General features: G+C 38.4%; 11 protein-coding genes. 2 read left to right on the forward strand and 9 right to left on the reverse strand.

Annotated elements, in window-relative coordinates; genetic code table 11:
* Window positions 1-34: 34 nt before the first annotated feature.
* The 3 genes from AC1FXP_RS14195 to queG all read right to left on the reverse strand — a co-directional run bounded on the left by AC1FXP_RS14195 (window position 35) and on the right by queG (window position 2,795).
* Entirely contained in the window at window positions 35-916 is an 882-nt protein-coding gene (locus tag AC1FXP_RS14195) for an amidase domain-containing protein (protein WP_480062474.1), read from the reverse strand.
* Window positions 917-1,055: 139 nt separating this feature from the next.
* Complete coding sequence (locus AC1FXP_RS14200) at window positions 1,056-1,586, reverse strand: methylated-DNA--[protein]-cysteine S-methyltransferase (RefSeq protein ID WP_480062476.1); 531 nt, start codon at window positions 1,584-1,586, stop codon at window positions 1,056-1,058.
* A 69-nt stretch (window positions 1,587-1,655) separates the two neighbouring features.
* Window positions 1,656-2,795, reverse strand: a complete 1,140-nt coding sequence (gene queG / locus AC1FXP_RS14205; protein WP_480062478.1) for a tRNA epoxyqueuosine(34) reductase QueG — start codon at window positions 2,793-2,795, stop codon at window positions 1,656-1,658.
* A 76-nt stretch (window positions 2,796-2,871) separates the two neighbouring features.
* Here queG and AC1FXP_RS14210 point away from each other — a divergent pair, with 76 nt between their 5' ends.
* Window positions 2,872-3,546: a B3/B4 domain-containing protein gene (locus AC1FXP_RS14210; RefSeq protein ID WP_480062480.1), complete on the forward strand. Its 675-nt coding sequence runs from the start codon at window positions 2,872-2,874 to the stop codon at window positions 3,544-3,546.
* A 69-nt stretch (window positions 3,547-3,615) separates the two neighbouring features.
* The gene (locus AC1FXP_RS14215; protein ID WP_480062482.1) at window positions 3,616-4,056 is read left to right on the forward strand and encodes a Dps family protein; all 441 of its coding nucleotides are present in this window, start codon (window positions 3,616-3,618) and stop codon (window positions 4,054-4,056) included.
* A 30-nt stretch (window positions 4,057-4,086) separates the two neighbouring features.
* Here AC1FXP_RS14215 and AC1FXP_RS14220 read toward each other — a convergent pair whose 3' ends face one another.
* From AC1FXP_RS14220 to AC1FXP_RS14245, 6 genes are all read right to left on the reverse strand, one after another.
* Window positions 4,087-4,593 (reverse strand): ferritin, encoded by a 507-nt coding sequence (locus tag AC1FXP_RS14220; protein ID WP_480062484.1) that lies wholly within the window; start codon window positions 4,591-4,593, stop codon window positions 4,087-4,089.
* Window positions 4,594-4,818: 225 nt separating this feature from the next.
* Window positions 4,819-6,492, reverse strand: coding sequence for a glycerol-3-phosphate dehydrogenase/oxidase (locus tag AC1FXP_RS14225; RefSeq protein ID WP_480062486.1), 1,674 nt, complete (start codon window positions 6,490-6,492; stop codon window positions 4,819-4,821).
* A gap of 155 nt (window positions 6,493-6,647) precedes the next feature.
* Complete coding sequence (glpK, locus tag AC1FXP_RS14230) at window positions 6,648-8,141, reverse strand: glycerol kinase GlpK (RefSeq protein ID WP_480062488.1); 1,494 nt, start codon at window positions 8,139-8,141, stop codon at window positions 6,648-6,650.
* 32 nt (window positions 8,142-8,173) lie between these two features.
* Window positions 8,174-9,004: an MIP/aquaporin family protein gene (locus AC1FXP_RS14235; RefSeq protein ID WP_480062638.1), complete on the reverse strand. Its 831-nt coding sequence runs from the start codon at window positions 9,002-9,004 to the stop codon at window positions 8,174-8,176.
* 263 nt (window positions 9,005-9,267) lie between these two features.
* Window positions 9,268-9,825: a glycerol-3-phosphate responsive antiterminator gene (locus tag AC1FXP_RS14240; RefSeq protein WP_480062490.1), complete on the reverse strand. Its 558-nt coding sequence runs from the start codon at window positions 9,823-9,825 to the stop codon at window positions 9,268-9,270.
* 337 nt (window positions 9,826-10,162) lie between these two features.
* On the reverse strand, window positions 10,163-12,523 hold the full coding sequence (locus AC1FXP_RS14245; RefSeq protein WP_480062492.1) for an FdhF/YdeP family oxidoreductase: 2,361 nt from the start codon (window positions 12,521-12,523) through the stop codon (window positions 10,163-10,165).
* Between the last annotated feature and the right edge of the window lie 106 nt (window positions 12,524-12,629).

The raw sequence follows: 12,629 nt of genomic DNA on the forward strand, positions 1-12,629 counted from the left end.
ACCAAAAGGGAAGAGCGCCCTTTTGGTACGAAATCTATCCTATTATCTTGAAAAATTTGTATTTAATATTTGGTGTCCAAGCGGTTGAGTCTTCGTATTTCCAATAGCGCATACGGCTATTTGTTGTTTGGGCATTTACGAGAGGTTCCCCGTTGGAGTCTTTATCTACAACAATGGTAGTATGCTGCCACCTACCGTCACCATTAAAGTCATAACAGATGACATCTCCCGGTTCTAATTCTTTTGCACTTTCTTTCTCTTCTCCTCTTAAACCACTATTTGACCCACTCAAATACCACCTTAATGCATGAGCAACCGACCAACTATAACTCCAGTTATCGGATCTGAACCACCAGCCACTTGAACGGTTTGGATACCCATTCATACTTGCTCCACCTGCATGTAAACATTGCGATATAAAGTTTGTACAGTTATCCGTAAACTTACGATATTTAGGATTATAATCATCCCACCACCTTTCAGCATAACGGACTGCTTCAAGACGATTATACGAGCGATTGGAAGTACTTTTATTTCCCTCACGAATCATTTGATCGTTCTGTTTTACTTCCCTCTCTTGTTCCTGTGACTCAAAAACGTTATCTTCTACCAATTGGTCACCAACAAACGTTGCTCTTCTACTCTCTACCTGTTCTTCAAGGTACACTTGATCTTTTAGTTTTATTAAATATTCACAACGCTGAAGGTAATCAATATATAAATGGTCTTCCATACGAGATTTACGTATAATATCTCCCTCAACAAAAGAACGAACAATTTCAGCTCCTCTTTCTTTGTTCATGTTTATCTTTTTTTCAACTAGACTATCTACATTTTCACTTCTTGTCTCTTCAACCAATTGGTGATTTCTTTCTTCAATCATTCGATGTAGTTGTGTTACAATCTTTTGGTTCATACCACATTCTCCTTTCTTCTATAACAACCTATGCCTCGCAGCTTGTTCGAAATGAACCAAAAGTTAGCTAACGGTTTAGCATTTGAAAAAAGTGTCATCCTATAATTCAAAAAAAAAAGAATGACTAAGTCATCCTTTCTTACGATATTTTCTCTATTGCTCCTTCTAAACTTAAGAGAAGCTCTTTTTTATCTAAGCCGCCACCATACCCTACCATATTTCCATTACTTCCTATGACACGGTGGCAAGGAATAATAATCGGAACCGGATTTTGGTTATTGGCTCCGCCAATAGCCCTAACTGCTTTAGGCGCACCTACTTGTTGCGCAATTTCTTTATAGGACTTCGTTTGTCCGTATTCGATTTCTTTTAACGTGTTCCACACTTTTTTCTGAAATTCCGTCCCACATAAGTCAAGTGGAACATCAAAATGATCCCTTTTACCCGCAAAATAATCCTCTAACTGTTCACAAATGGGGTGTAGGGTTTCTTTACAGCGTATCACGTCACCTTTTCTTCCTTGCTTTTTTAACCAAGCTTTCAATGAAGCTGAGCATTTGGATAGCTCTCCAAAATGAATGTGACAAACGCCTTTTTCAGTAGCAACAATTGTAAGAGTACCTAGGGGACTATTCATTTCATCGACATAGTGTGTTAATTGCGTTGTCATATAATCCCTTCCTTCCAATGTCCAATCTTTTCCTTATCTTACATTAGTAAAACAAGATTCGCTTGTTAATCAATGCTTATTTTCTATCAAATTAAGCCCTTTTTCGATTTCTCGGACAACATTTTCATCTTTTTCGGTATTTTTCGCTCTATTGAGTACAGAATACTCCTCTAAGCTACCTATTTCACCAATAGCCCAAGCTGCTGTCCCTCTAATAACTGGTCTTGGATCTTTCTTAAGCAACTCGATTAAAACCGGCAATGCTTTTTTATCTTTAAAATGGGCCAAAGCAATGATCGCATTCCGTTGAATCGGTTTCTTTCCCCTCCATGAACCTGATATATGGCCAAATCTCTCTTTAAACTCTCGGTTGCTCATTGTAAGCAATGGAATTAGCTTTGGTTTTGCTATTTCTGGGTCCGGTTCCATTTCTTCATGGATATGAAAATCCTTCCCTTTGTTTTCAGGGCAAACTTGCTGACATGTATCACAGCCGTAAAGTCTATTTCCTAATTTTTTACGAAATTGATCAGAAAGAAAGTCCTTCGTTTGAGTTAAATAAGCTATACACTTTTGAGAGTCTAGCTGCCCCCCTTGTACTAAAGCCCCCGTTGGACATGCGTCAACACATTTATTACAAGTTCCGCATTGTTCTGTAATTGGTATGTCAGGTTCAAATGGAATGGTCGTTACCACTTCCCCTAAATACACATAGCTTCCAAACTCAGGAGTGATGATCGCACAGTTTTTTCCACTCCACCCGATCCCTGCGCGTTCAGCTACGGCCCGATCTGATAGCTCACCCGTGTCAACCATTGACTTAGTCCAAGCCTCAGGTATACGCTCCTGCAAGAATTGTTCTATTTTTTTAAGCCTTTCTCTCAACACATCATGATAATCCTTCCCCCAAGAAGCTCGGCAGAAGACCCCTCTGCGATCTTCACGTGTGCTTTTTGGTGGATCTTTCATCTTTGAAGGATAAGCAAGCGCAATAGAAATAATTGTTCTTGCCCCTTCTACAAGCTTTTCCGGTTGGACTCTCTTCTCTATATCAGGTTCTTCGAATCCAGATTGATAACCTAGCTCTTGTTGAATAAGAAGTCGATCTTTTAATTGTAAAAATGGGTCCGCAGAAGCAAAACCAATTTTGTCAACTCCTATTGTTTTACTATATGCAATTAGCTCATCCTTTAATTGGGCAAGTGACATGGTCGATCACCTTTCTTCATCCTTTTCCTACCAATGTGCTACAATGAAACAAAAAATAGCAGGAGGAAACTCACTCATGATTAATTTATTTATTGATGAATCCATTTCATCCAAGATACCTACGTTTAAAATAGGGGCAATCCATTACAATAATATCGTGATTAGTGATTCACCTCAAATGTTAAAAGGACGTTTACAATTTTTTCAAGAAACATTAAAAGTAGAATTAGAGACAAAAGAACTATCCGATTTTAAAGGCATTGCCGAGTGGCGTCAAGTCTTTAAATCGCTCAACATGAATGCTAGTAGATATCGTCCATCTCATGAAGCCCTATATCGCCGGGTAAAAAAGGGACAACCTCTCCCGCTTGTTCACTCTGCTGTTGATTTGAATACATTTTTTTCATTAGAATATGTAATTCCTTTAGGCATTTACGATTTAGCCTCTATTGAAGGAGATATTACGTTTAGACTAGGCTTAGAAAATGAAGCGTACGATGGCGTGAACGGACGTGAAAATGATATGTGCACTAAACTTGTTAGTGCCGATCAACTAGGAGCTTTTGGCAGTCCAATTGTTGACTCCATGAGGTCTAAGGTTACGGAAGAAACGACTTCAGCTCTTCACATTTTTTACTTACGACCTTCAATGGAAATTGATGAAGCTTCAAAGTTACTTCAAGCGGCTGGTACAATGTTCACTCAAGTACACGGCGGAGACTTTCAATATAAAGTTGTCACTTTTCAATAGAAAAAATTGGTTTATAATTTTCTTTTAATGGGAAATAGTAAAGTGAAGATCATTAAAGGAGGTTAACGTATGAGTCAAGAAAAAGTATCATCAATCTTAAACAAACAAATTGCAAACTGGAGTGTTTTATTTATTAAACTACACAATTATCATTGGTATGTAAAAGGGCCAGCATTTTTCACATTACATGATAAGTTTGAAGAATTATACAACGAAGCTTCTACACATATTGACGAGTTAGCAGAGCGTCTCCTTGCACTTAAAGGACACCCGGTTGCAACGATGAAAGAGTTTCTTGAAACGGCATCTGTTAAAGAAGCTAGTGGAAATCAAGATGCTGAGTCGATGGTAGGTGAAATAGTAGATGATTTCGATACATTAATTGATGAGTTAAAAGAAGGCATGGAAGCAGCTGATTCGTTAGGGGATGAAACAACAGCTGACATGTTACTTGCGATCCATCAATCTCTTGAAAAACACAACTGGATGTTACGTTCATTCTTGAAATAAAACAAAAACTCCCTTGTGGGAGTTTTTGTTTTATTTAGCTTCTGGTGTGAAAGTACGCTTTGCAAACTCGTCATCTAACATAAAGAATGCATTGCTATCATCATCAATCCGCTTTAATTTTTGAATAATGCTATCAAACATATCTTCTTCTTCCACTTGTTCTTCGATAAACCACTTCAAGAATGTCATTGTTGCATGTTCACGATCATCGAGAGCTAGATCAGACAGGTGGTAAATTTTCTTCGTTACTTCCTTCTCTTGTTCCAGCGCCTTTTTGAATGCGTCTAAAACAGATGTGAACGTGTTATTAGGTTCTGGTAATGATTGAATCGTTGCTCTTTCCCCTAGTGAATTAATAAAATTGTAAAACTTCATCGCATGAAATCGTTCTTCCTCCGCTTGGACAAGAAAGAAGTTAGCAAACCCGTCTAAGCTTTCATCGGAACAATAAGCTGCCATAGCTAAGTACGAATGAGCGGCATAAAATTCAAAATTCATTTGATCATTTAACGCTTTTTTTAGTTTTTCGTTTAACATCCTAAAACCCCACCTTTCCTTATCCATATTATAGCATTCCCCTTCTTATAATGTCTTGAAACCTATTATTCACTTGTTAATAAAATAAATAATTAATTAATCAAACGTTTAATTAACTTTTCCACTCACTGTTATAAGTCCATTCAAGGATTTAAACAACGTTTATTTAATTCCATAAAAAAGGGGAGTATACGGTTTATTACTGCCGTATTCTCCCATTCATCTTCAACTAACTTTGTTTTGGTCAATTAATGGGTCAATTGGATTTTTGGCGTAATGCAGTTCGGTAGCGAGATAGGCAAGGTGTCTCTCCTTCTCCTCTTTAGACCAACGTAACTTTTTAGCCATATAGTCAGTCACTAATCCTTTCCATTCTTCTACCCATTTAATATTAAAGAATAATGCACTCGTGCGACGATTAAAGAAATCCGTAGGAGTTGAAACCATTTCTTCCTCCATCCCATATTGAAGTTGAGCTAAAAGTAAAGGAGGAAGTTGACTTCTTTTCGCTTCTTCTTGATTGTTTTTTAAGCGAGAAAACACTTTATCAACATTAGATCCATACAATTTCGTGACACGTTTAGCCTCTGTTTTGTTTAATCCAAGCGCCACACCTTCAGCGACCTTTTTCTCAACGTAGGATTCAAACTGAACAGAACCACCAACATTTCCACCTGATAATTTGATTTTAGCCGTTGTACATGGCTTTTGATTACCTAACTCTTTTGCAACTAAGTCTACAATACGTTCAGCCATCTTCCGGTAACCTGTGAGCTTTCCACCTGCAATTGAGATCAATCCTGTATCTGAAATGAAAATCTCATCTTTACGAGAAATTTCTGAGGCACTTTTTCCTTCCTCATGAATGAGTGGACGTAGCCCTGCCCAACTTGATTCGATATCTTTAGCAGTTAGTTTCACTGAAGGAAACATATAGTTCACAGCATTTATAATATAGTTTCTGTCTTCCTCTGTCATTCTAGGATGCATAATATCTTCGTTGTAGAACGTATCCGTTGTTCCAACATACGTTTTTCCGTCACGAGGGATGGCAAAGACCATACGACCGTCCTTTTCTGTATCAAAGTAAACGGCCTGCTTAAGTGGAAAGCGGCTTTGGTCAATAACGAGATGAACTCCTTTTGTAAGATGCAAATACTTCCCTTTTTTAGACCCATCTTCTTCACGAAGAGTATCTACCCATGGTCCTGCTGCATTAACAATTTTCTTCGCATAGATTTCGTACTTTTTACCAGACAATAGGTCCCTTACTTTTACAGCAACCACTTTTCCATTCTTGTAAATAAAGCCTTCTGCTTTTGTATAATTTGTTGCCTTTGTTCCTCTTGTTACTGCTTCTTTCATTACTTCTAACGTTAAGCGAGCATCATCTGTTCGATACTCAACATAGATTCCTCCACCTTTTAAACGATCTTTACGTACAAGCGGCTCTTTTTTCAAAACACCTTGTTTATTTAACATTTTGCGGCGTTCATGCTTTCTTACACCAGCTAAGAAATCATATACTTTTAGTCCAATCGATGTTGAGAATTTTCCAAATGTCCCCCCTTTAATCATTGGCAAAAGCATCCACTCTGGGGTTGTAACATGAGGTGCATTTTCATAAACAATCGCACGTTCTTTCCCTACTTCTGCGACTAATTTCACTTCAAACTGCTTTAAATATCGAAGACCTCCATGTACAAGTTTAGTAGACCTACTTGATGTACCAGCTGCAAAATCTTGCATTTCAATTAAGCCTGTTTCTAATCCTCTCACTTGAGCGTCTAGAGCAATACCAGCCCCTGTAATCCCCCCTCCAATTACCAATAGATCCAATGTTTTACTACTTATATCTTCTAAAATCGTTTCACGTTCTTTGCTTGCGAATGTTGGCATGTATATCTCCCCTTATTAAAATAATGAAAGAAAAAAAGAAGACCACAACATCTCTAACTAGCTTCGAGCTAATTAGAGTGTTGTGGTCTTCTCCTAATCTCCGACCAATATTAACTTACTTAAAATTATACTGCACTTCCAACAAATTTCAAGACTTATTTGAATATTTTTGCAGCTTCTACAGCCTTTTTCCACCCTTGATAGAGTGATTTTTGTTCAGATTCTGGCATAGCTGCTTCAAAACGACGGTCGAGCTCTAATTGATTTTTAATTTCATCTTTATTCTCCCAAAAACCAACTGCCAATCCAGCTAAATAGGCTGCGCCTAACGCTGTTGTTTCTTGAACTCTTGGTCTTTCAACCGGTACCCCTAACATATCGCTTTGAAACTGCATGAGAAAATTATTTGCAACAGCTCCACCATCCACTCGTAACGCCTTCACTTTAATACTAGAATCGGCTTCCATAGCGGTTACGACATCTTTTGTTTGATAGGCCAAAGCCTCTAAAGTCGCCCTAATAAAATGTTCTTTCTCTGTCCCACGAGTAAGACCAAACACAGCTCCTCTTACATCGCTATCCCAGTAAGGCGTCCCAAGACCTACAAAAGCAGGGACAACGTATACCCCCTCTGAGGAACTAACTCTTTCTGCGTATTGTTCTGTATCTTTTGCCGACTTAACCATTCGTAGTCCATCTCGTAACCATTGAACCGCTGAACCAGCAACGAATATACTCCCTTCAAGAGCGTATTCAACTTTACCATCTACTCCCCAAGCAAGCGTAGTCAAAAGTCCGTGATCTGACTTTACCGCATGGTCCCCTGTGTTCATCAACATAAAACAACCTGTACCATACGTATTTTTTACCATACCTTCTTCAAAACAAGCTTGCCCAAATAACGCAGCTTGTTGGTCACCAGCCGCTCCCGCAATTGGAACCTCGGCACCAAAGAAATGATAATCAACCGTTGTTCCGTAAATGTACGACGATGGCTTCACCTCAGGTAGCATTGCCTTTGGTATATCTAACATAGATAGAAGTTCGTCATCCCACTTCAAGTCATGGATGTTATACATCATGGTTCTTGATGCATTGGAATAATCCGTTACATGCACTTTTCCGCCTGACAACTTCCAAATAAGCCACGTGTCGATCGTTCCAAATAATAGATCGCCCTTTTCTGCACTTTCTCTTGCCCCTTCTACATGGTCCAAAATCCATTTTACTTTCGTTCCTGAAAAATAAGCATCGATGAGCAATCCTGTTTTTTCCCGGACGATATTTTCATAGCCTTGTTCTTTTAATTGTTCGCATATCCCTGCTGTTTGTCTTGATTGCCAAACAACCGCATTATAAATAGGCTTCCCAGTATGCTTATCCCAAACTACAGCCGTCTCTCTTTGATTTGTAATCCCTATACCGGCAATTTCTTCTTTATCAATATTGGCTTTGAGCATTACACCAGCTATAACTGCAAGAATTGATGCCCATATTTCATTGGCATTATGTTCCACCCATCCTGGCTGAGGATAGATTTGTTCAATTTCCCTTTGCTCTACAGCTACTATTGATCCCTTCTTATCAAATAGAATTGCTCTTGAACTTGTTGTGCCTTGGTCCAAAGCTAAAATAAATTTTTTCTCCATAATAATTCCCCCAAATTATGTTCAATTTTCGCTTATTGTGTAATTGTACTTTCTGTTTGTTGATGCAACTCTACTCTCTTACTTTCTTGTTTCATACATATATATAATGTTACCAAAAAGAGTATGAGTACAACCCAGATAACGGGGTAAACCTTTCCTTCAAAAAGTGCAGAATAGCTGAGGGCACCCAGCGATCCTCCTATTAGAGGACCCACGATCGGGATCCAAGCATAAGTCCAATCCGAACTGCCTTTTCCTGCTATTGGCAAAAGAAAATGAGCCAACCTTGGACCTAAATCTCGCGCCGGATTAATCGCATACCCTGTTGTCCCACCTAATGACATTCCAATCACGACGATAAATAACCCAACAATTAAAGGGTTTAGCCCTTCTGTGAAATCATTTGCCCCAATCGCTAATAACCCCATTACAAGCATAAATGTTCCAAATACTTCACTAAAAAAATTAGCAGGTTTATGATTGATTGATGGTGAAGTTGAAAAAACAGCTAACTTGGCTTCTTTATCATGTGTTTGCTCCCAATGTGGATAATAATGCAACCACACTAGTACAGCGCCTATAAAGGCACCAATAAGTTGAGCTACAATGTATGGCAGAACATTTCCCCATGAAATTTGCCCAATTAACGCAAAACTGATCGTGACCGCCGGGTTTAAATGAGCACCGCTTATGTTCCCAACCGCATAAATAGCCGCTGCTAACCCTAATCCCCAACCAAATGTAATGACAATCCATCCACCTTGTTCAGAACTCGTCCTCTTTAACACACTGCCTGCTACAACCCCTCCTCCAAAAATAATTAAAATCATTGTACCGATTAATTCTCCCATAAATGGTAGCACGGTCATATTTCCCCCCTATCGTTAGAACGCAACAAAAGATCTGTAAACGTATCATCTCGCTCCTTCTGCGAGTTTAACAGAACGTTTTCATTTTCCCGAAAAAAGAAAAAAAGACGAGCAAAGGGACCTATCAATTTAATGAATAGGTCATTTGCTCGTCTCCAAATCTCCGTCACAATCTATTAACTTATTAACTATTAAAACAAAACAAGAAAACGCTGTCAATGTTTTTATAAACAAATTTCTGTTGCCCTATTACTTTTTTAAAAATTCCACAACTCTTGCCTTGAAGTAGTCACTCCTATTGCTCCTGCCTCTAATGCTTTCACTACTTCACTTTTTTCACGGATCAAACCCCCAGCTATAATAGGAATCCCCGTTCTCTCATACACTTCTTGTATAATATGCGGCATAACTCCTGGAAGTACTTCTATATAATCCGGCTTTGTTGTTTCTAATAATTTATAGCTTGTTTCTAAGGCAATAGAGTCCAACAAAAATAAACGTTGAACGGCAATAATTGAATGTTTTTTAGCCGTTAGTACGACATTTTTTCTTGTTGATATAATGCCAGCTGGCTTAATATCCTGACAAATGAATTGAGTCGCATATTCATCTGTTTTTAATCCTTGAACTAAATCAACGTGCATAAAAACCTTTTTCCCAGCTTTATTCGCTAATTGAATCAAACTTTTTAGCTGACCAATATGACTATTCAATAAGATAATGACTTCAAACTTGCTCTTTAACAACTTTTCAAATTCCTTTATCGTTCTTGCAGCAGGAAATATTTTTTGATTTACAAAATGTTGCGAAGACACTTGTACCAACTCCTCTGTAGCATCTTCGCCTATTAAATCAATAAACATGCATATTGTCAAAAAATAAAAAAGCCGTGCAGCGGCATTTTTATTAGATGCAATGTGCAGAGCCGTCGCCTTCTTTTTAAGCCTGTTCTGAGTGGTCTTCTCAGAACAGGCGCGCGACGTGTGGAGCCATTGTGCATCATTGTAATTGCTTTCAGGCTCCCTCGAAAAACCCTCCAGTTCTTTATACTCTCTTATTCTCTAGGAAAGCCGCGCTTTTTATAGTCTCATCTTCTAATACAGAAAAAAGCCGCCTCTTAGATTTGTTTCTAAGAGACAACCCTATCTATTATCAACTTGGAGCAGACATCTCTAAATCATCTATTCTTCTTTCAACATATTTCGTGTCTTTTCTGGCATTGTAGCGATCTGCCTTTTCAACTTTTACAGTAACATTGTAGTCTGGAATTTTCGCTAGTTTTTCATATCTTCCTTTTGGCAATAAGAAGTTTCCTTCTGGGAAGTGAACGCCTAAATTCCCTTTTGAAATATCTGCATATTTCGCCTTTCCTTGAAAGACACCAAACCCATTATGAATGACAATACCCTCGCCTTCAGCGATGCTTAACTCATGAGCGTCTTCTGCATTAATGAGGACATCATATCGCTCTGCATTATTAAATGGGTCCGTTTCCTTGTATACCATAGAGTTAAATTGCTTTCCACGACGAGTCGTAAGAACAAATTGTCCTTCTTTCTTACCCATATCAGGAATGTCAACAGGAAGCAGGTTTCCTTTTCCATCTGGAGTAGGACAGATTCCATCTTCACAAAGCCATGCTCCTCCCCATTGAAATACATCGCCTTGTTTCTTTAGATGTTGAACTCCATCATAATTTGGATTAGCAATTGCTATTTCATCACGAATTTCTTGTCCTGTTTTAAAATCTACTAAATGTGCAAACTCTGGCTTCACTCGCTTAGCAAGATCAATGTAAATTTTCCACTCTGAACGTGCTTCTTCGATATGATTTTTATTTCCTTCAATTTCTGGCGAGAAATAGACCATTCGCTCTGTTGATGTAGACGTACCGCCTCCATCTTGCTCGTAACGAGTTTTCGCTGGAAGAACAATAACAGCTTCTTTGGCATCCACTAGTGTAGATGTATTAAGAATAATATCTTGATGAACTCGAATCTCTAATTCAGCTAATGCCTTTTCAATAAATTTCGGATCAGGCATCGTTTCTAAGAAGTTTCCACCTGACATATAGTATAATTTTATTTTACGTTCATGATCTTCTGGAAGAACGATGTTTTCTAAGGTTACCCCTACAACATCTCCTTGCCATCTAGGAATATTAAATCCCCAATTTTTTTCCATGCGCGCGATATTGTCTTCAACAAAATCTCCACCTGGTAATACGAATGGATCTGCTCCCATTTCACCAGACCCTTGAACAGAAGAGTGACCACGGAACGGCATTAACCCATTGTATTTGCGTCCTATGTGTCCACGAAGAAGAGCAAGATTCGCTACTTGGGAAATATTATCTGATGCAAATGCATGCATCGTTAACCCTAATGCCCACGCATATACAGCATTTTTGCTATTCGCTAATAGCTCTGATAACTCAATAATTCTATCTTTCGTAATTCCTGATGATTTAACAATTTCACCCCAAGATTGGGCGACGACATGTGCTTTTAATTCCTCATATTCATTGACATGTTCCTGAACGAATTCATGATTAATAGCTGAACCATGAACGCCCTCTTCCATCTCAAACCAATGCTTCATAATCCCTTGCATAAAGGCGATATCTCCACCGATATTGACTTGATAGAAATCATCAGCAAGCTTCGTTCCAAATAAAGCAGATTCTGCATTTGATGGCACCCAGTATTTATCCATCGCTGGCTCTTTATAAGGGTTAATAACGATAATTTTTGCCCCGCGTTTTTTCGCCTCTAGCATATATTTTGTTGAGACTGGTGATGCATTCGATGCGACACTTCCCCAGAATAAGAGAACATCTGCTCCAAACCAATCTTGATAATTACAAGTAGATGCACCGACTCCAATAGAGCGTTTTAACGCTGTTTTACTTGGTGAATGACAAATGCGGCTTGCATTATCGATGTTGTTTGCACCTAAGAACCGTGCTACTTTTGCAGCCACATAATACGATTCATTTGAGATTCCTCTTGATGTTAAGTAAAACGCATATTGTCTTGGATTTAATTGCTTCATCTTGTCAGCAATCATATCCATTGCCTCATCCCACGTTAAACGAGAAAACTTTCGCTCTCCTTTGCGGCGAATAAGAGGATAAGGAATCCGCCCTAATTTTCTCAATTCTGTACTGTCATACTTTCTTAATTCATCAATATCAGCATGCAATACTTCTTCTTTAATAGCCGGAGCCGTATTTAATCTAAGTACATTAAGTCTTGTTGTACACATATGAGGGCCTTTTAACGTCTGATCAAACATTCCTGAAACGCCTAATGCACAGCCATCACAAACACCTTTTGTTAAAATTCTCGTTGCATATCCAATATTATCTTTATTATCCCAAGCAATTTTTATTGAATCACGAATATGTTTCGGCTTCATCTTTCCAAGACCAAATGGAATTGGACTTACCCAATGTTTCGGTTGAAGTGCTTTTGTTGCTTTTATCGGTCCTTGATGTTTTGTTTTTCCCATGATCACTCACTCCCCCAAATACTATTACTTAATTTCTATGGTCATTTCAATAAAAAAACCACCGTACTACCCCAATTTTTTTGTGGTATGGACGGTGGTTAAGTCT

The organism is Halalkalibacter sp. HAAS-P013 (assembly GCF_056619925.1).